Source organism: Nostoc sp. DedQUE02 (assembly GCF_034531035.1).
Classification (GTDB): domain Bacteria; phylum Cyanobacteriota; class Cyanobacteriia; order Cyanobacteriales; family Nostocaceae; genus Nostoc.
On the sequence record NZ_JAVRBY020000018.1, the window covers coordinates 29,573 to 49,834 of the forward strand.

General features: G+C 39.5%; 19 protein-coding genes. 10 read left to right on the forward strand and 9 right to left on the reverse strand.

The features are described from left to right. Window positions 1–200: 200 nt before the first annotated feature. The 8 genes from hepA (at window position 201) to RMX98_RS16115 (ending at window position 11,668) form a co-directional block, all read left to right on the forward strand. Window positions 201–2,051 (forward strand): heterocyst formation ABC transporter subunit HepA, encoded by a 1,851-nt coding sequence (gene hepA / locus RMX98_RS16080; RefSeq protein WP_322676329.1) that lies wholly within the window; start codon window positions 201–203, stop codon window positions 2,049–2,051. Window positions 2,052–2,362: 311 nt separating this feature from the next. After that, entirely contained in the window at window positions 2,363–3,523 is a 1,161-nt protein-coding gene (locus tag RMX98_RS16085) for a glycosyltransferase family 4 protein (protein ID WP_322676328.1), read from the forward strand. 300 nt (window positions 3,524–3,823) lie between these two features. Then, window positions 3,824–4,816 carry a glycosyltransferase family 2 protein gene (locus tag RMX98_RS16090; protein ID WP_322676327.1) on the forward strand — a complete coding sequence of 331 codons (993 nt, stop codon included), beginning with the start codon at window positions 3,824–3,826 and terminating at the stop codon, window positions 4,814–4,816. Between the two features lie 139 nt (window positions 4,817–4,955). Beyond that, window positions 4,956–6,158 carry a glycosyltransferase family 4 protein gene (locus RMX98_RS16095; RefSeq protein WP_322676326.1) on the forward strand — a complete coding sequence of 401 codons (1,203 nt, stop codon included), beginning with the start codon at window positions 4,956–4,958 and terminating at the stop codon, window positions 6,156–6,158. Then, on the forward strand, window positions 6,076–7,032 hold the full coding sequence (locus tag RMX98_RS16100) for a glycosyltransferase family 2 protein (protein ID WP_322676325.1): 957 nt from the start codon (window positions 6,076–6,078) through the stop codon (window positions 7,030–7,032). The genes RMX98_RS16095 and RMX98_RS16100 overlap by 83 nt, the downstream gene beginning before the upstream one ends. Window positions 7,033–7,129: 97 nt before the next feature. Beyond that, complete coding sequence (locus tag RMX98_RS16105; RefSeq protein WP_322676324.1) at window positions 7,130–8,599, forward strand: O-antigen ligase domain-containing protein; 1,470 nt, start codon at window positions 7,130–7,132, stop codon at window positions 8,597–8,599. A 130-nt stretch (window positions 8,600–8,729) separates the two neighbouring features. Continuing rightward, a complete protein-coding gene (locus RMX98_RS16110; RefSeq protein WP_322676323.1) occupies window positions 8,730–9,863 on the forward strand; it encodes a glycosyltransferase family 4 protein in 1,134 nt (377 codons plus the stop codon). A 155-nt stretch (window positions 9,864–10,018) separates the two neighbouring features. Next, window positions 10,019–11,668, forward strand: coding sequence for a GMC family oxidoreductase (locus RMX98_RS16115; protein ID WP_322676322.1), 1,650 nt, complete (start codon window positions 10,019–10,021; stop codon window positions 11,666–11,668). On the opposite strand, the gene RMX98_RS16120 is transcribed toward RMX98_RS16115, so the two are convergent. The 6 genes from RMX98_RS16120 to RMX98_RS16145 all read right to left on the reverse strand — a co-directional run bounded on the left by RMX98_RS16120 (window position 11,665) and on the right by RMX98_RS16145 (window position 16,174). Further along, window positions 11,665–11,793 (reverse strand): hypothetical protein, encoded by a 129-nt coding sequence (locus tag RMX98_RS16120; protein WP_322676321.1) that lies wholly within the window; start codon window positions 11,791–11,793, stop codon window positions 11,665–11,667. The genes RMX98_RS16115 and RMX98_RS16120 overlap by 4 nt on opposite strands. Window positions 11,794–12,141: 348 nt before the next feature. Then, window positions 12,142–12,339 carry a type II toxin-antitoxin system HicA family toxin gene (locus tag RMX98_RS16125; RefSeq protein WP_322676320.1) on the reverse strand — a complete coding sequence of 66 codons (198 nt, stop codon included), beginning with the start codon at window positions 12,337–12,339 and terminating at the stop codon, window positions 12,142–12,144. Further along, the gene (locus RMX98_RS16130; protein ID WP_322676319.1) at window positions 12,340–12,585 is read right to left on the reverse strand and encodes a DUF1902 domain-containing protein; all 246 of its coding nucleotides are present in this window, start codon (window positions 12,583–12,585) and stop codon (window positions 12,340–12,342) included. Window positions 12,586–12,834: 249 nt separating this feature from the next. Continuing rightward, window positions 12,835–14,442, reverse strand: a complete 1,608-nt coding sequence (locus tag RMX98_RS16135) for a GIY-YIG nuclease family protein (protein ID WP_322676318.1) — start codon at window positions 14,440–14,442, stop codon at window positions 12,835–12,837. Window positions 14,443–14,519: 77 nt separating this feature from the next. Continuing rightward, window positions 14,520–15,059, reverse strand: coding sequence for a DOMON-like domain-containing protein (locus tag RMX98_RS16140; protein WP_322676317.1), 540 nt, complete (start codon window positions 15,057–15,059; stop codon window positions 14,520–14,522). Further along, window positions 15,056–16,174, reverse strand: a complete 1,119-nt coding sequence (locus tag RMX98_RS16145) for an aminoglycoside phosphotransferase family protein (protein WP_322676316.1) — start codon at window positions 16,172–16,174, stop codon at window positions 15,056–15,058. The genes RMX98_RS16140 and RMX98_RS16145 overlap by 4 nt, the downstream gene beginning before the upstream one ends. A 465-nt stretch (window positions 16,175–16,639) precedes the next feature. Between RMX98_RS16145 and RMX98_RS16150 the strand changes: the two genes are divergently transcribed. After that, window positions 16,640–16,996, forward strand: coding sequence for a DUF4288 domain-containing protein (locus RMX98_RS16150; RefSeq protein ID WP_322676315.1), 357 nt, complete (start codon window positions 16,640–16,642; stop codon window positions 16,994–16,996). Between the two features lie 107 nt (window positions 16,997–17,103). On the opposite strand, the gene RMX98_RS16155 is transcribed toward RMX98_RS16150, so the two are convergent. The 3 genes from RMX98_RS16155 to RMX98_RS16165 form a co-directional block, all read right to left on the reverse strand. Further along, window positions 17,104–18,408 (reverse strand): Tudor-knot domain-containing protein, encoded by a 1,305-nt coding sequence (locus RMX98_RS16155; RefSeq protein WP_322676314.1) that lies wholly within the window; start codon window positions 18,406–18,408, stop codon window positions 17,104–17,106. Window positions 18,409–18,693: 285 nt separating this feature from the next. Further along, the gene (locus tag RMX98_RS16160) at window positions 18,694–19,014 is read right to left on the reverse strand and encodes a GIY-YIG nuclease family protein (RefSeq protein WP_322676313.1); all 321 of its coding nucleotides are present in this window, start codon (window positions 19,012–19,014) and stop codon (window positions 18,694–18,696) included. Between the two features lie 306 nt (window positions 19,015–19,320). Continuing rightward, window positions 19,321–19,680, reverse strand: a complete 360-nt coding sequence (locus RMX98_RS16165; RefSeq protein ID WP_322676312.1) for a hypothetical protein — start codon at window positions 19,678–19,680, stop codon at window positions 19,321–19,323. A 332-nt stretch (window positions 19,681–20,012) separates the two neighbouring features. On the opposite strand from RMX98_RS16165, the gene RMX98_RS16170 reads away from it, so the two are divergent. Next, window positions 20,013–20,255, forward strand: a complete 243-nt coding sequence (locus RMX98_RS16170) for a hypothetical protein (RefSeq protein WP_409881527.1) — start codon at window positions 20,013–20,015, stop codon at window positions 20,253–20,255. Window positions 20,256–20,262 lie beyond the last annotated feature (7 nt).

Consider the following 20,262-nt stretch of genomic DNA (forward strand, 5'->3'; position numbering starts at 1 on the left):
GCGGTAATTGATGATTTCATTTACCGCACTTAGGCTCAAACAAAAATTGCTCACGTAGAATCTATAGCATCAGTTAAGTATTTCTTCCTTTGCGGTTCATTAAGAAAAATACAATTACTTGGACAAACAGTTAATCCTTAACTGAACCGTATTGATTTATAGCGGTCTATCTACCTTGCCAAACTATTATTATAAAATCCATGAATTTCAAGCTTCCAGAACCACTCAGCAATCTGCTCAAAGCTACCAGCTTCTGGCAGGACAACTATTTGATATTGCGAGAATTTAAACACTTTCGCAAAATTGCAATTTTAGCTCTAATATTCTCAATTTTTGCCGCAACCTTTGAAGGTGTGAGTATTGGATTTTTGCTTTCATTTTTGCAAAGCTTAACTAGCCCAAATGCTCAACCTGTCCAAACAGGAATAGGCTGGTTTGATATTTGGATTTTGGGAGCTAAGACATCGGCAATTAATCGCTTATATCGTGTATCTTTACTAATTTTATTGAGTACTTGGTTACGTGCTACCTTCAATTATTTCTCTCAAGTCTATACGGAATTATCTCAACTACATCTAGCCGATCGCTTACGTAAGCAAATTTTTGAACAGCTACAATCTTTATCGCTAAGTTACTTTGCCAAAACTCGTTCTGGTGAATTAATTAACACAATTACTACAGAAATTGAAAGAATCAGACAGGGTTTCAGTGGCGGAGCATTTTTAGTAACTAGAGGACTAACAACCTTTGTTTACTTAATATCAATGGTCTTGATATCATGGCAACTTACATTAATATCAGCATTACTCTTTACACTTTTAGGTGTGGGGTTGTCAAATCTGAATGCTAGAGTCAGAGAATCAAGTTTTGGCATGACAACTGCTAATGCTAATTTTACATCAACAGCCATAGAATTTATTAATGGCATTCGCACAGTTCACACTTGTGGTACTCAAGAATTTGAGCGTCAGCGTTACTATAAAGCTAGTGACAAGGTAATAAGTACTACAACAAAAGTTGTGTTTACCTGGACACTTGTGAAGCCAATTGCCGAAGGGGTAGCGACTACGGTATTGATTGGAATGATTATTTTGGCTTTCACTAGCCTTGTCACCAATGGAACACTACAAGTTGCTTCTTTACTAACCTTTTTCTTTGTGTTATTTCGCTTTATACCCTTTGTTCAAGATATTAATGGTACTAGAGCATACCTCAGTACTTTACATGGTTCAGCAGACAATATTAAAAATCTGTTGACAAGTGATGAAAAATATTATTTTCAAAATGGCAAAATTGAATTTAAGGGATTAAAAAGATCGATAGATTTAGTATCTGTAGATTTTGGCTATGATGAAGAAAATTTAGTGCTGCATAATATTACCTTAACGATTGAAAAGGGAAAGATGACAGCATTAGTCGGTGCATCTGGTGCTGGGAAAACAACTCTTGCTGATTTAATTCCCCGATTTTATAATGCTACCGATGGATATATTTACATCGATGAAGTTGATGTACGACAGTTTGAAATCAACTCCTTACGTCGCAGAATAGCTGTTGTCAGTCAGGACACTTTTATCTTCAATGCTAACGTTTGGCAGAATATTTCTTACGGGACTCCAGATGCGACTAATGATGAAATTCAAGCAGCAGCTAAACTAGCTAATGCATTAGAATTTATTTTGGAAATGCCCGAAGGTTTTGATACCCAATTAGGAGATAGAGGTGTTAGGTTATCTGGAGGACAAAGACAGCGAATTGCTATCGCACGTGCTTTACTGCGGAACCCAGAAATTTTGATTTTAGACGAAGCAACCAGTGCCTTAGATTCGCTATCTGAGCGCTTAATTCAAGATTCATTAGAAAAGCTATCTGTAGGTAAAACAGTAATTGCGATCGCTCACCGTCTTTCTACTATTTCTAAGGCAGATAAAGTTGTAGTTTTAGAACAGGGACGGATAGTAGAGCAAGGTAAATATCAAGAACTCTTGGAACTCAAAGGTAAGCTTTGGAAATATCATCAAATGCAGTATGAGGTAAGGCAATCGGATTAGAAATCATATCCAATTAGCAAAATAATTGCAACATATTTATCGGCTGTACATCCCTACAGCCGTAAATCCCTAACTAGGTATCAGTAATTTTGCAAAATAATAAAACAAGAGAATCTTAAATACTTATTATTTCTATAGGAATCCGGTTTGATTATTGAAATCGCTTGGCTTAGTAGGCAATAGGCAAAAGGCAATAGGCAAGAGGATTTCAGAAGATTAAGGTATACCGAATTTTTTTCAAAAATCAAATATGAATCCTATAGACATAAGTATTTAAAATTAAGGGTTTATTCTTAACAATAGCAGAAAATATGTATCAGAAAATATTTGACAAAGACCTGATTTATCAATGCTCCAATTTCCATATCGGTGGAAGCGGAGGTGTTGAAACTTATTTAGGTTCTCTGTTTGAACATCGACCACCTGATGTTAGCGATCGCGTGATCAAATCACTGAAAAATATCGATCAAAGCCAGTTTAAATTGCTGCACATTCATAGTCCAGATTTGCTATTGCAGCTTACAGGCGAATGTCCTGCTATCTTCAGCGTTCATAATCACTCATTCTACTGTCCTAGTGGCACAAAGTATTTAGCAGACCAACAGACAATCTGCGATCGCAACTTTTCTTACTTAGGATGTACCTGGGGTAAATTAGCAGATAAATGTGGTAGCCGGAAACCGTTAATAACTCTTAAAGAACTTCAAACTACTCATCGGTTTTTAAATGTATTAAAAAAGATAAAAATCACTTTTATTGCTAATAGCGAATATGTCCGCCAAGAGTTAATTAAAAATGGTGTACCTCCAGAACAAGCTGTAACAATACACTGTGGAATCTCTATACCGCAAATAGCAACTTCACCCTTAAGCTTAGAAGTACATCAAAATCATAGAATTTTGTTTGCTGGACGGATTGTTTCTGATAAAGGTCTGGAATGGTTACTCAAAACCTTAATACATACAAACCCGAAAATTCAACTTGATATTGCAGGTGAAGGTTGGGAACGACCACGCTTAGAAAAGTTAGCAAATACCCTCGGATTGAATAAGCGGATCACTTGGCATGGTTGGTGCGATCGCGATAAATTAAATCAACTTTATCAACAGTGTTTTGCAGTTATCTTTCCCAGTGTTTGGCCTGAACCTGCTGGTCTGGTAACTCTAGAAGCATACTCTCGTTATCGACCTGTAATTGGTAGTGCAGTCGGTGGCATTCCAGAACATTTACGAGATGGAGAAACGGGTATTCTTGTTCCCGGTAATAATATCCAAAAGCTAGCTGATGCCATTAATGAGTTGTATGTAGATTATCAAAAATGCCGATACATGGGTGAACAAGGTCATGCTTTATTGATGAAGGAATTTACAATGGCTGCTCATGTAAATAATCTCAGAACAATTTATGCAAAAACAATAGCTGAATTCCCTTCTAAAGCTAAAAAAATATATAGCATCTGTCCAGCTAAATAAGCTTAGTTTGATTAAACCACCAAATGGTGCATCTTTTATCTATAAAGCAGGAGTCAGAATCCAGAATTCAGAATCCAGAATTCAGAATTCAGAATACTTTACCCATTAAAGGTATAAAGTTTTAGCTTGTTGAATATTTTAATTTTTTCGCCCACCAGGGACGAAAGCGCGTAGCGTCTCCAAGAGTTGTACGGTTTTAATCAATATTCATTAACCACTCGTACAGAATTCATGCTGTTAACGGTAGCGGAGCGTTTAGCCCATTCTGAATTCTTCTTATAAAATATAAAAGGAAAAAATATGTCATTGCATCAAGAATCTCAACAACCTTTAGTCAGCGTTATTATCCCTACCTATAATCGACCAGAGTATCTTAAGCAAGCGATCGCTAGTGCTATAAAACAAATTTATCAAAATATTGAAATTATTATTTCTGATAATTGTAGTTCAGAAAATCCCCAAGCGCTTGTCGCATCTTTTGGTGATTCACGCATTAGATTTTGGCGACATCAGCAAAATGTGGGTATGTTAGCTAATCAGCAGCATGGCTTTAAGATGGCACGAGGTAAATATGTTGCTAGTCTCCATGATGATGATATCTGGAATGAAAACTTTTTAGCAAAGCTTGTACCAATACTAGAAGCAAATCCTGAGTTAATTATCGCTTTTTGCGACCAATATATTATAGATGCTAATGGCATAATTAATGATGCTGGAACTGAAGAAAACACACGCGGCTATAAGCGAGATAAATTAACAAAAGGAATTCATCAACCTTTTTATAAAATTGGGTTGGTAGATAAAAGCATACCGACTGCTGCATCTTGTGTGATTCGCAATAATTCTGTGGATTGGGATAGTATTCCCCTAGAAGCTGGTGGGATGTGGGATTTATATTTAACTTACCTTTGTTGTATATCTGGTCGTGGCGCTTACTACTATCCAGAAAGATTGACGCAATATCGTGCCCATGAGCAAACTGATACTATGCTCAGTGGTAGTCGAGATGTGCAAGCAAAAATCCGTAAAGCTAAAAGCGAAATGTTTTGTTATCAAACCTTTATGGAAGATACTCGTCTAGAAGAATTTAGAACTTATTTTCAACAGAAATGGTTAGAAGCTAATACAACTTTGGGAATTGGTTTGCTACGAAGTGAACAGATAGCAGCAGCACGTCCTTATTTTTGGCAAACATTGAAACAACAAAAATTTAATGCCCGAACTCTGGCAGCACTTGGACTTAGTTTTACTCCGCGTTTTTTAGCAAGTAAGTTAATGAAAATATCAAAATAATTGAGGAATTGCATTTAAATTACAAAATTTATCTTTTAAACTATCCGCAGAAACACAGAGGACACAGAGAGAATAAAAATATTTTCAAGTTTAAGTTTACATGTTTTATGTGAGTTTATTTTACTAAGGAAGATATTGGATGAAAATTTGTATTGTTACTCATAAAATCAAAAAAGGTGATGGTCAGGGGCGAGTAAACTATGAGGTTGCTAATGAAGCAATTCGTCGTGGTCATAACTTGACATTATTAGCTAGTGAAGTTGCAACAGAACTAGAAAATAATAACCAAGTTAATTGGATTAAAATTCCTGTCAAAGGCTATCCTACAGAATTTGTACGTAATTTTATATTTGCCCAAAAAAGTGCAGATTGGTTACATAAACATCGCTCTGAAATTGATTTGGTGAAAGTCAATGGAGCAATTAATATGGCTGCGGCTGAGGTGAATGCTGTACATTTTGTCCACAGTTCATGGTTGCGATCGCCTGTTCATATTTCCCGCAACCGTCGCGATTTATATGGTTTCTACCAATGGCTGTTTACGGCTTTTAATGCCCGTTGGGAAAAGCAGGCTTTCCAAAAAGCACAGGTTGTGGTGGCTGTATCCGAAAAGGTAGCCCAGGAATTAGTTAACATTGGTGTACCGCGTTCTCGGATTCAGGTAATTGTCAATGGCGTTGATCTAGAAGAGTTTACCCCTGGTGAAAGCAATCGCCAAAAATTAGGTTTACCGGAGAATGTCACCTTAGCCCTATTCGCCGGAGACATCCGCACACCTAGAAAAAATTTAGATACAGTCCTAAACGCCTTGGTGAAAGTTCCCGATTTACATTTGGCGGTGGTAGGTCATATCGAAGGTAGTCCCTTTCCAGAACTAGCGGCTTCTTTGGGGTTGAGCGATCGCGTGCATTTTGTTGGATTTCGCCGTGATATCCCCGAAATTATGCGGTCAGTAGATTTATTTATTTTTCCTTCCCGATATGAAGCTTGTAGCCTCGTATTGTTAGAAGCACTTTCTTCAGGACTACCAGTAATTACTGCCACAGCTACCGGGGGTGCAGAGTTGGTGACACCAGAATGTGGCATTGTCTTACCCGACTCAAATGATATCGATGCTTTGGCTGTGGCGATGATGTCCTTGGTAAGCGATTCTGCTCTGATGCAACAGATGAGTCAAGCAGCTCGTTCTGTGGCAGAACAACATAGCTGGACTACTATGGCACAAATTTATGTGGATCTATTCGAGGAGTTAAGCAAGAATGCGGAACACAGTTCTGATACCGACTTATCGCCGTCCACAAGACCTCTCACGCTGCCTTTTGGCGCTACAGGAGCAAACTAAATCAGTTGCTCAGGTGATAGTGGTTGTCCGTGATACCGATGCAGAAACTTGGCAATTTCTTGCCCAATACACAGCGCACAATTTACCACTGCATACTGTGACAGTGACACAACCTGGTGTAGTCGCAGCCCTGAACGCCGGACTAGCAGCAGTGGAGGGCGATATTGTTTCCATTACTGATGATGATGCCGCACCTCACCCCGATTGGTTAGAGCGCATCGCTGCCTACTTTACCTGTGATAGTCGCCTCGGCGGTTTGGGAGGGCGTGATTGGATACACCACGGCAGCAAATTAGAAGACGAATCTCGTTTAGTAGTTGGACAGTTGCAATGGTTTGGGCGAGTCATTGGCAACCATCATCTGGGAGTGGGAGAACCCCGCGAAGTCGATATTCTCAAGGGCGTAAACATGAGTTTTCGTACCCAAGCAATCGGACAACTGCGCTTTGACGAGCGGATGCGTGGTACTGGAGCGCAAGTACATTTTGAAATGGCGTTTACTCTAACATTAAAGCGGGCTGGTTGGAAAATAATTTACGATCCTAACGTTGCTGTAGATCATTATCCAGCACAACGTTTTGACGAAGATCAGCGAAATAATTTTAATGAAATTGCCTTTATTAATTTAGTCCATAATGAAACCTTAGTTTTATTAGAGCATTTGCCATTTATGCACCGGATTGTATTTTTATTCTGGGCAGTATTCGTGGGTACATGCGATAGTTTGGGCTTAGTACAATGGCTGAGATTTTTACCTAGTCAAGGGCAGTTGGCAGGGAAAAAGTTATTAGCATCTTGGCGTGGACGTTGGCAGGGATATCAAGAATTCAAAATTCAAAATTCAAAATTCAAAATGAATTCAATTTCTTCTTAGTTCTAGTTACTAGGTTCTAACTGGAAATTAAGACGCGTGGGCTGCTGTCTCTAAAGAGCCAGCAATCCAAAATCTAAAATCCAAAATCCAAAATTGAATGAATTCTAAGCAGATACTTTTCAATAGTTTTCTTCTAAAAAACTATTCTCCCGAAGAGCGATCGCTACAGGGTTGGATGGCGATCGCAGGCTTTATATTACTGACTGTAGTTTGCTATTTTGCTGGTGCTACTGCCGCATTGCGCCTAATTTACCCGGTGACAGCTTTAGCAGTAGCGGTATTTTTATATTTGCGGCATCCCATTCTCTACGTCAGTTTTACCTGGTGGATCTGGTTTCTCACACCCTTAGCTACCCGCTTAGTTGACTATCGAGTGGGCTGGGACCCTACCCGTCAAATGCTCATAGCACCCTACTTAGTGGTGTTTGTCACCATAGCAACATTCTTCCGACACTTTCCCCGCGCTTCTCGTCAAGGGGCTTTGCCGTTTGTTTTGGCTTTTATCGGAGTGTTTTATGGCTTTCTCATCGGTCTGGTTTATAACCCACCTATCCCTGTAGCACGCGGTTTAATGGATTGGCTCAGTCCGGTTATCTTTGCTTTTCACCTATTTATCAACTGGCGGGATTATCCTAGTTATCGCCAAAACATTCAGCGAACATTCCTTTGGTGTGTGTTGATTTTAGGAACTTATGGCGTATATCAATTTGTGGTAGCTCCTGAGTGGGATAGGTACTGGCTAATACAATCAAAACTATTCATGAGTTCGGGAAATCCTGTACCTTTTGGGATGCGCGTCTGGAGTACATTGCACTCAGTCGGTCCCTTTGGTTCCGTTATGCAGGCTGGGTTACTGTTATTATTTACCAGTTCAGGAAGCTTAATTTTTCCGGCTTCGGCTGTTGGTTACTTATCTTTTTTATTGACACAAGCACGGACTAATTGGGGAGGCTGGTTATTTGGAATAATTATGATTATGGGTTCAGTCAAAGCCAAAATTCAAATGCGCTTAATTACCATAATTGTAGTCATGGCAATTTGCGTTGTGCCGTTGACAACCATCGAGCCAATTGCTGGGGTGGTAGCAACTCGCTTGGAAACTTTTTCTAATCTTCAAGAAGATGGCAGCTTTAAAGATAGATCGGGAAGTTATGACAAAAATCTTGGTTTAGCCCTTTCTAATGGTCTCGGTAACGGCTTAGGAAATATTTGGAAGGTCAACGAAAAAACTGGTCAAATTGAAGTAGTAGTAATTGACAGTGGCATCTTAGATATGTTTTTCACCCTTGGTTGGTTTGGAGCCATCTTTTATATGGGTGGATTAATTTTGTTAATTGTTAGTGTTAGCAGCTATGGTGAAGGTCGTTTCGATAGCTTTATCAGTGCTGCTCGTGCCATTGGAATCAGTTCTGCTTCACAGCTAGTTATTGGTAGCGGTATGTTGAGCGTAGCCGGGATGATTCTCTGGGGATTTTTAGCTATGGCGATGGCAGGACATAAGTACTATGGCAATCCTCAAATGCTCTCCAATATTCCTAACTTCTCTAAGAAGTCAAGAATCTTTTGAAAGAGGCAGGAGGCAGGTGGTCACTTCGACTACGCGGAAATCGAGCGAAGTCGAGATTCAGTGACCTACTACCTTCTGCCTCTTGCCTTCCTCGATAAATCTTACAACTTAAATAGGACTGATATAAATTATGAAAGTAATTATTGTAATGCCACTAGCCGAGCAACGAGGCGGCGGTGAAATGATGCTTTGGGATTTGGTGCAGCAGGGACGTAATGCTGGTGTCGAATGGCTGGTGATATTTTTAGAAGACGGCCCGATGGTCGAACAAGTAAAGTCCCTTGGTATTGATGCGCGAGTTGTGGAAAGTGGACGTTTACGCCAAATTCACCGTTTTATTGGTGCTGTTTTGCGGATAGCTGCGATCGCTCGTCGCGAACGTGCAGATATAATTGTCAATTGGATGTGGATCACGCATATATCTGGAGGTTTGGCAGCACTGTTGGCGGGCTTGCCTGCTGTATGGTATCAACTAGAAGTACCTAGCGATAAAACTTGGTTGGTACGAATCGCAACTTTAATCCCTGCGCGGGCAATTATCACTCTCTCCCAAGATGGCAAGCAAGCACAGGCAGAAATTTGGCCCCACAGACCAACACCTTTGGTTTATCCTGGTGTTGCACTAGATCGATTTGAGCCTAATGCTTTACCAACTCCAGAAGAAGCACGGCGCAAACTCGGCTTACCTTTACACGGGCCGTTGATTGGAATTGTGGGACGATTGCAACGATGGAAAGGAATGCACGTATTGGTGCAAGCGATGCCCAAAATCTTACAGAAGTATCCCGATGCTCATTGTGTTGTGGTTGGCGGTAAGCACGATTTAGAACCAGACTATGAAGACTTTTTAAAAGCAGAAATTACAAACTTGGGCTTGAAAGAGCAAGTAATTATGGCTGGACTACAGCGTAATATCCCGGAGTGGGTGCAGGCGATGGATGTATTTGTTCATGCATCAGATAAAGAGCCGTTTGGGATTGTGATTATTGAGGCGATGGCGTTGGGTAAACCTGTAATTGCTGGTAATGCAGGCGGGCCGACAGAGATTATTACCGATGGCATGAATGGACTATTAACACCTTACGGCGATGCGGAGCAATTAGCGATCGCAATTCTCCGCTATCTTGACGAGCAAGAATTTGCCCGCAGTGCCGGAGTAGCTGCCAGACAACGCGCCTTAGATTTTTCAACGCAGAATTATGCCCAAAATTTTATTAATACAATTCGTTCTGTAATGCCTAGTCCTCTATCGCAAAAGTTTTGATAGGTTTGTAGTAAGCACTTTAGTGCTTAAAAATCCAGGACTAAAGTCCTTACTACAAACGCATTTACGCCTCATAATTAATGCGAGAAATCATTATAAAACTCTCTGCACGTCTGCGTGAGACAAAAAATATTTATGCAAAAGGAATTAAATCAATGTTGATTGATAGCCGCAAATTACCAATAGATGAAATTATCAATACTGAAGTTTGTATAGTTGGTGCTGGCCCAGCAGGAATTACACTTGCACGAGAACTAATTGGGCAAGATTTTCGAGTTTGCTTACTAGAAAGTGGTGATATTGAATTTAATCAAGAGACTGCATCTCTTGGTGAAGGTGAAACGGTTGGAGATCCTTTTCCACCACTGCAAGATATGCGCCATCGTCAATTTGGTGGACTGGCTAATGTCTGGAATATTGAAATAAATAAAAATCAACTTGGTCTGAGGCATGTACCATTAGACGAAATAGATTTTGAAAAAAGAGATTGGGTTCCATATAGTGGCTGGCCTTTTAGCAAATCTCATCTGAATCCCTTTTATGAGCGCGCTCAAGCAGTCTGTAAACTCGGTTCTTTTGCTTATGAAGCTGAAGCTTGGGAAAATGCTCAATCTCCTCGGACACATTTCACAAGCGACCGAGTTACTACCAGTATGTTTCAGTTTGGCCCACGCGATATTTTCACCAATGAATATCGTCACCAAATTAATCAATCTCCAAATATCACTACATTCCTTAACGCCAATGTGGTAGAAATTGAGGCAGATGAGGTAGCCAAGACGGTGAAACGTGTGCAAGTAGCGTGTTTATCTGGTAATAAATTTTGGGTGACTGCAAAAGTATTTATTTTCGCCGCAGGTGGTATTGAGAACGCACGTTTATTGCTGCTATCAAACCGAATTCAAAAGAATGGATTAGGCAATCAACATGATTTAGTGGGTAGGTTCTTTATGGATCATCCTTTTATCCGTTGTGGTATGCTTGTTCCGCAAAATCGCAAAATCTTTAATTCGATGGCTTTGTATGACTTACGTCGGGTGAATAATGTCACCGTGATGGGAAAATTTGCACTGACGGAACAAGTGATGCGCCGCGAAAAATTACTAAATATGACGGCGTTGTTATATCCCAGAGATGAAAGGTTTAGATCGGCGGCAAAGGCTTCTGCAAAAATTATATTCTCTTCAGTTCGACAAAGACAGTTACCTAAGAATGTTCTTCAACATTTGCAAAATGTTATTACGAATATTGATGATTTAGTTACTGATTGGTATAAGTATAATGTCAAAAAAGAATATTTGTTCCCGGATTTGAGTCATGGAGGATGGTCTGAGCATGAAGGTAATGAACAGAAATATACAAAGTTTGAAGTTCTCAGCCAAACTGAACAAACCCCAAATCCAGATAATCGGGTAACACTCAGTAATCAACTAGATAAACTTGGTTGTCCTCAAGCAAAATTAATTAATCATTGGAGCGAAATAGATATTTGCAGTGTGAAGCGATCGCAGTTAGTATTTGCACAAGAGTTTGCGAGTGCAGGGCTGGGTGAGTTGCAGATTGAATTGGATGGAGATCGGCCAGTTGCTTCGCTGAGTACCCATCATAATATGGGAACAACGCGTATGCATCACGACCCAAAACAAGGAGTAGTCGATGCAAATTGTCAAGTTCATGGCATCTCTAATTTATTTATGGCAGGTAGCTCTGTTTTTCCTACAGGAGGCTATGCTAATCCGACGCTTACCATTATCGCCTTGGCAATTCGATTAGCTGACCATCTGAAAGCTGAATTGTCTCACTAAGTATAACTTTGCGTAAAATCGTTACGTTTTAGATGTAGCGATCGCAATTCTCCGCTATCTTGACGAGCAAGAATTTGCCCGAAGTGTCGGAGTAGCTGCCAGACAACGCGCCTTAGATTTTTCAACGCAGAATTATGCTCAGAATTTGGCGTTGCTGAATTGAAGTATGAATCTAGATGTAGAGACGTAGCAGTGCTACGTCTATACAAGGATTTTGGTATTATGCAAAATCGTTTTCATATATGGAATCAGCAACGCCCAGAATTTTATTAGTGCAATTCGTTCTGCAATACCAAGTGTTTCATCTGCTGATTGAAACAGTAAACTTTTTACAAAAGTCAATTTTATGAAACAGATTCACACTGATTAATTATCTATGTGCATCTGTGGTTAAAAATAATAAAAGTGTCAAGCGATCGCTACTCTCAAAAACTTGTACAGTATTCAGGCTCTCGACACACAAATTATTAAAATTAGAACGCTTTAGACAGTCCGGCTTGTTTCAAAACTGCGTTAGCTGTATGGCGTGACTTGATAGAGCTATCTACCACAAAACGGCGGTCTGTAATTGGACTATACCAAATTTCATGATCTCCCTTTCCTTGCCTTTCAAAGTAGCAACCAGCTTCCGAAAGCATCTTTTTCAACTCAGGAGTTAAAGACACACCCATTTATGAAGCCACCTCTATTAACTCTTGTCGATGGCTGGTTAATTCAAAGCTAATAGAACCCACATAATCAGAAGGTACAATTTGATTCAGGACAAGGAGTTCTGGTATTATCTGTCTGAGCTTTTGCGTAAGAGACTCAATCGTAGAAGCTTCTGTTACCAATCCTGGCACGTTTTCACTAGTTGCAACCCAAACTTCTGCATCTTTATCCCAAAATGCATCAATCTTCAATGTGTTTTGTGTCATGATCAAGAGCTAGATACGAATTTACGGCGGTAATTCAAGTTTAAAACAATTTAATAGCTGCTGCCGTGAAGTAGTATAGCATTATCGAGTTAAACGTAGCTAAATGCTTATTTTAGCTATGGGTAATGCACTAACAAGTTAATAACTCCAAATCAATGCGATCGCAATCTAGTTTTAAAACACTAAACTACAGACGAGTAAATGGATAGCACTCGCTTTTCTCACTTTTTAAGTGCAATATGCTATTAGCTAACTACGCACAGACTCTGATTTAAAAGAAAATCTGAGTTTAGGTATTCCACTTTCCTGTAAACGATTTTTAATAATATCTATAACTTGTTTATATGCAATACCATTATTACAACCGAATGGAATATTGCTTTTCCACTTTCCATTTAGTGTAATCGTCATTATAGCAGGTACTAACACTCTTCTTGCAGAAAAATAGTGTTTATTTACATACCCTTCATTTTCCTGAAGCTTGACTTTAGTAAAATCTGAAAGGTAGGGTTCTAGCAATAACCAAAATGCTCGGTCTACTTTAGCTGCGAGGTAAACTTCTTGATAAGGGCAGTCTACTACATTTTGCAATTGGTATACCTGACCTTTATCTCCTAGTATTAAGCTGGAGGAATGACCTGGTTTACGGAGATCCCCGTACATAAAAGATTTGACATAGACAGTCATTCTTCTATCATAATTACTGTCAACATAGTTTTCATCTTTTGGTATGGTTTCTAGGTATTTGTTAACTTTATAGCAATTTAAATCAACATCACGCTGTGTTAACAATTCAATCAAGTATTTTTTCTTTGCAGCAAGGTTGGCTAATCTAGCAGAAAGACCAATATAGCTCTCTTCTGAAAGATTGTCATTTTTTATAGTTTTACTTACTGGTGGCAAAATTTGCAGTTTTTGTGTATTGATATTTTCGTTAAATAGCAATTTAACAATATCTTTTTTATATGGGAATAATCGTTCTATTGCCTGATGATAAAGTTTATAGTATGGATAAGTTTGGTTTTCTGAAGGAGCATATATTCCCACAACACTTAATAGACACTGAGACTTAAGTAAAACTAAAGAGCTTTCATTTACCACCCTAATATTCACTCCAGCTAATTGAGCCAATTTATAACCTTGAATATATTTAAATATTTCTTCATGAGCTTTGTATACTTCGACAGCAAAGCCATTAACTAAAAGTCTTCTTAGAAAAAAAATACCGAACTTTTCATCTTTAGCTTGACCTTTACAAGCCCAGTTATCTGAATAGTTAGGGCGTTGCTTGAATACCTGTTTTAAAAAACGATTAACAGACCGCCAATCCTTAGTAAATTCTTCCAACTCTTTTAAATTTATACAAACGTGTATTACACTCAGGGGCAATACAGCTTTCTGAACTCTCCAATTATCTCGCCAATATATAGAATCGTTAATCAGCTTAGGATCTTGTTTTCGTGGGGGTTCCACACCTAGTACAAAACTATATGGTGCAAGGATAGTTAGCGTTTCTCGTAATAGTGTTTCTGTTGGATGTAGTTTCTTTATTTTAATTTTAGTTCCGTTCAGTTGCGGATTATACTCATTAATACGCTGTCGTTCTATAGCATTAAGATGTGATTCAGCAATCAATTCATAGTATATAACAAATTGCTTCTTTCGCTGTTTTTGTAGCTGATACAGTCTGTGATGACTATCACCTGCCCAACGATTACGTAAATTTTTAGCCTGCCCTACGTACCAAACAATAAATTGTTCATCTAATACGTAATATATTCCTGATTGTTCAGGAAGTAGCTCTCTGTTTTTTATATTTGTATGAGGGAGCTGTAAGATATGTTCGTCTGCTTTCATATTTACCTTCTGTAGTTACTAAGGCAAACCTCTACAGCTAGTATTCCCAATTTTGCAAGCTACAGTAATAATATCTTTCACAACTTAATCATAAAACTATCCCGCAAATGAAAATCAGCCTCTGCGCCTAGATGAGTTAACGCCCAGTAAGTCACCGAACCACCTCTATCTTTAACAACAGTAGTAATGCCAATTTCAATTTCTTGGTTTGCCGAGATAATTTTATCCAAATCGACATCTAACGCAAGTGCAAAACCATCGGCTTGATTATGAACGCTAAACGGTAGGTTTTCAAAAGCTGTTTCTTCTTGCATTCCTTGACGGTATCCATCCAAGCGATACACATTCCAGTGTCCGGCGGGGGAGAGGTTAAATTCCCAATACCGTTGAGAATCTTTGATGCCAAGAAAGAACTCAAAGCAAGTGTCTTCCCATAATTTATGCTTGCGTAATGGTGTGTTTGATGGGAGAAAAATTGCAATTTCTTTTAAATCACCTTCAAGCATATAGCGGATGGCAAGTTGATTACCATTTCGCGTAATATTGCCTGAAATTTTCAAATTAGGCAGTGATTCATTAGAAGGAAAGGGTTGTAGAGAAAATGTCTGGTTGCTCATTTCATATCTTCAATAATTTTACGAATCTGCGTTTCTTGAGATTCAATACTTTCGGTAAGCTTAAACTGGACGATCGCTCTTGCTAAGTTATGTTCTGGGTGCTTAACTTTGAAGTAAACATTCCCTGCTAAATAATCAGCAAAAAATCTCAGTCCTAGTTCAAAAGTAATTAGACGAATAGCATCATAGATGTATGCATAATCATTTTCGGTCAGAAATGCCTTAGCCACAGCAAGATAACCCTGGAGGATTTCTTGACACAGATCGGTATCAAAATAAATACTTTCCCAATTCTCGGTTTCTTCGCCAGCCGGATTACAACCCGATCGCAAACAATCACCAATATCGTAATGTACTAAGCCAGGTTTTACGGTGTCGAGGTCGATGACGCTAACGGCTTGCTGGGTAACAATGTCAAACATCACGTTATTGATTTTTGGATCGCCGTGCATCAGACGCAGAGGTAGCTTGCCTTCAGCTTTGGCATTTTCTAGGATATGTGCAAAGGTTTGGCGATCGCTAACAAACTGTAAACAATAATTAACTTCCAAAGATTGACGTACACTAGTTTTCGCCAAAACTTCCTCGTAATGCTGGAGATAAAACGGTGTAATATGGAACCCTTCGAGGGTATCAGCAAGTTTTTCTGCTGGCAAATCGCTGATTAGATTGTGAAACATTCCCAAGGCATAACCGATTTCTTTGGCGTGTGAGCGATCGCGCATACTATCAAAAGACTGGGAGCCTTCAATAAAGCTAATTGCCCGCCAAAATGAGCCATCTGCATCCTTACAGTGGTCTTGAGCGTTTTTGGTCAACAGAACGCGTGGCACTTCCCAGCGACGATTCAGGGGGATATCCTGCAACCTTTTTTGAACGTGTTCAGTTAAGGTACGCATATTTTGCATAATCAGTTGTGGCTGACGAAACACCTGTGTGTTAATGCGTTGCAGGACAAAATGTTGTTCCTTTGAGGAATCTTGAGTTGCTAAAAAAGTGTCATTTATATTACCACTGCCAAAAGCTTTAACGCCTGTAACCTTTCCCAGTTGTGCGAATTGGTTAGCGATCGCCACCAGATTCTCTGCGACCTGTGTATTGAATTCTTCTATCATATTTTTGATCTGTCCTACTCCTCATATACATTGCATCAAGGCAATAGGGGATATCGTAGCGCAAGTGTCAAGATAATTCGTAATTAAAAAGGGTTAGTTTCCTGATGCTACAAAAACCTCTACCCAACCCACTGGTCGGTCTTTTCGTTGTGGGGTTGGTTCTGCAACCGATGGCTAGCCATTCCCAGACTGTAACATATTCATTGAATGCAAATTTATTTAAGCTGTCCTTGGTAATAAGTCAAGTTAGACCAGGTGGGAGTTGTGAAGCAAACGACAACTTAAGTTTATTTGCTGATACTTTTATTAGTACCTGCTGCAAAGCATCAATTAGACGGGAGTTTCCCAGTCAGTATTTAAACTCTTATTTAGAAGACATCAAAAATGATAAATCAGCCCCCGGTAAAAGGGCTTGGAAGTTATTGAATGATGGTAGATTCAAGAAGTAGTCTTGGAGGAAATTGGATGAAACCCGAAAGTGCAGAGCAAACGGAATCCTTCTACATTGCCGTAATTCTTTATGAATCATCCTCCGATGCACCAGATTATCAACCGTTGTACCAAGAATGCTTTGTTTTGCTCAAATCTAGTTCTTTAGAAAAAGCCAAAGAGAAGGCTATAAATTATGCTAAAAAAGAAGAAGGAAGCTATAAAAATGAGGATGGAGAAACTATTACCTGGTCTTTGAAAAAGGTAATAGACGTGAATTCAGTGTTAGATGATGGCTTTGAATCGGCTAGTGATGGTATTGACTTATACGCTAGACATTTTCGTAATTATGAGGCTTATCATTTATTTGAACCATTCTTATCTCAACATTAATAGGACTAGTGGTCTGTCGTATTAATTCTGTAGGGCTGCTAGATACCCGACTTCTTCAAGAAATCGGGTATCTCATAGCACTCGTTGAACTCACGTTCATTCAACAATTAGGAAATCTCATCGCTATCAACCCACTCGTCATAAGATGAGTCATAACCAACGTAGTGAACAAAATATTGCTGACCTTGGATTTGCTCAATCGTTGCAGAATACCAAGCCTCTTGGTCATCATCCCAACATTTTACCTTTTGACCTACTGCATATCCATTATCATCAGTGGAGCGCAGATCGCGAGTCCGAATGTCATCTTCGCCTACCCACTCGTCATAAGATGAACCGTAACCAAGGTAATGAATAAAGAATTGGTCATCTTGGATTTTCTCAATGGTTCCCTGATACCAATCTTCCTCATCATTATCCCAAACTTCTACTGTTTTGCTTATTTCATACTGATTTTTATCTGATTTAACAGCAGATGAAACATCTTGAATCGGCTTTTGTTCTTCTTGTTTAATTTCCTCTTTTACTAGAGTGTATGCTTGCAAAATCAAACTGCGAGCGACAGTTTGAATTCCTGTATGCTCGTAGTAATTGGTAGTTTGATCTAGAAATGCTGCAACAAAATCTAAATTATCATCAGCAATCTGAATAAAATTACCCAGATTACTAGAAATTGATTGCGGAGTGATGCCTGTCTTGGATACTAAATTATTCATCCAGCCTTGCACGGAGTTGAAACCCTGACTGATAAAACCAACTTTATCAGAAGGATTACTACCTGGAAGAAAGTTATTAACGGCTAGGAAAACCGGATTTTGAGTTATTGCACTAGCATCAGTGCCACTAATCACTCCATGAATTTTATTGAGGAAATCGGGGCCTAAGGGTAGAATTCCATCTAGACAAACTAGAGCCACCATCCGCATTAGGGATGCATTTTGATAGTTGTTAGCAAGGGAATTAGCAAACTCTTGGGGATTAGGTTGAGGAATGCCATTTAGTTTGCAAAAGGCAATGATTTCGACAGCAATTTTTAATACTAAGTCAATGGATTGAGTGACATCAGCTTTGGGAGTAATTTTGCCTAAAAAAGAAAGAAAGCCAATTTTCTCACTAACTTTATTTGCTAAAGCTGCGGCTGCCATAGCTGTGTCTGCCTTATCAATTGTTTGATAAAGTTTGATTGCAAACTGGTAGCCTTGTTGAGGATCTTCGTATAAATTAGCGGCGCGATCGCGGATTTTCTGGATTACCTTAGCATCGGTTTCTCCAGTAATAGTGCGAATACTATTGTTAAACCCTGTCAAATTGCTCCATTCACCTGGTGCCACATAATCAAGAGCCTTTAAAACTTTGACAGTGATATTGTCAGTCGGTAACTCGTCAACCAACTGAATAATTGATTTATCCATCAGCCGCTCCTCAAAACTCCAGATATCGTTACAACACGGTTTAGATCAGCCCACATCCAGCGCTGGGCAATTACTGAACCGTATTTATAGAGTTCCCCTAGCTAACCAAAAAATAACGATGTTAGTAAGAAGCGTTACACCTAAATATATTGATGTGCAACTTAAATGCGTAACAACTTACCCGATCCGCTCCCTTCGACTCTGCTCCCTGAGCGAAGTCGAAGGGAGCGTTCTTGTGATGGTTGAGGGAAGTAATGCACTGAGCGGCTGGTGAGCAGAGTCAAACTATACCGAAGTGTCAAAGCTAGTCAATCTACTGTAATGAGTTTCATTTTGACATTCGGCTAACTTATGCAATAAATTTGTATCTCCTGAAATCAAAGCTTGCTTTTTTTTTCGACTCCAACCTTGCACCTGTTTCTCACGCTCAAAAGCATCCACCACGGACTGATAATACTCGCAAAAAACTAGCTTCACAGGCAACCGTTTTGCCGTGTGGTTTGCGCCCTGACCTTGTTGATGTTGCCACAGCCGCCGCTCAAGATTTGTTGTACTACCCGTGTAGTAACTACCATCGGCACATTCAAGAATGTAGATATAAGCCATAACTTGATTTGCGCGATCGCTTTCTATTAGAAAAAGTTTTCCTTAAGTGAAGTGTTCCCTTCGACTTCGCTCAGGGAACAATTTATTTACTAGTTAAATAAAAAACTGCTGACTAAACTAAGTCGAAACTTAAGCTAACCGTTCCCTGAGCGACTTGTACTGAGTTTCGACTACGCTCAACTACCGCGTAGTCGAAGTAAGTCGAAGCTTAAGCCAACCGTTCCCTGAGCGACTTGTACTGAGCGTAGTCGAAGTAAGTCGAAGGGAACTTCAAAAGTCGAAGGGAACTTGGTTTAATTGCACTACTTACTTTGCCAAACCCACACTTTGACGCACACTCCGCTTGCGATCGCTTTTCCGAGTACCTCCAGCCATCTGATACTCATGGCTATTATTACCAAATTTATAAGCAATCCCATTTAAGATTTTTTCAGAATAGTCTGCTAAATCTTGTTCATTTTCAATGATTTGGGTTCGTAATACATCAATAGTAGAGAGAGTGGTGTTGTATGCTTCTAAAGATTTTCTCAGGCTGGCAATTTTTTCAGTATAATCTTTGACTGTTAATCCTTCTCCAACATCAAGAGTTGGACTAATAGATTTAATGCTTGCTAAACGTACTTCAGCTTTGCCAAGAGTACGTGAGTTGCGTTTTAGTCTCGCCATATTTAATACTCATTTTCCAATTTACTGATAACTCTATAGTGGACAATTTTGGAAAAGGTTGTCATACGTAAAATTGTTGATTTTTGAGAAAAAACCTCAGTTATAGCAGAAGTTACTATAGCGGTTCTCAGTTTAGTACGGTACAGACCTAACCCCCAACCCCTTCCCTTCTAGGGAAGGGGAGTAAGATTCAAAGCCTCTCTCCTTTTAGGAGAGAGGTTTGGAGAGAGGTCAAAACTGTACTGCACCCAAGCGAGAACCGCTATACAAGCTACGCAAAACACGGAAACGTGAAGGCGGAAGTTGCTCCAAGGTACGCAAAACACGGAAACGTGAAGACGGAAGCTGCTACAGGGTACGCGAAACACGGAAACGTGAAGACGGAAGTTGCTGCAACGATCGCAGAAGTTGTTACAAGGTACGTAAAACACGGAAACGTGAAGACAGAAGTTGCTGCAACGATCGCGGAAGTTGCTACAGAGAACATAAACAGCGATCGCCCCAGAAGTTTCCCGAAAGTGCGATCGCCATTTTGTCATCGCGCATCATCAAAACCTGTGCGATTGTCGCAGTAGCAGTAAT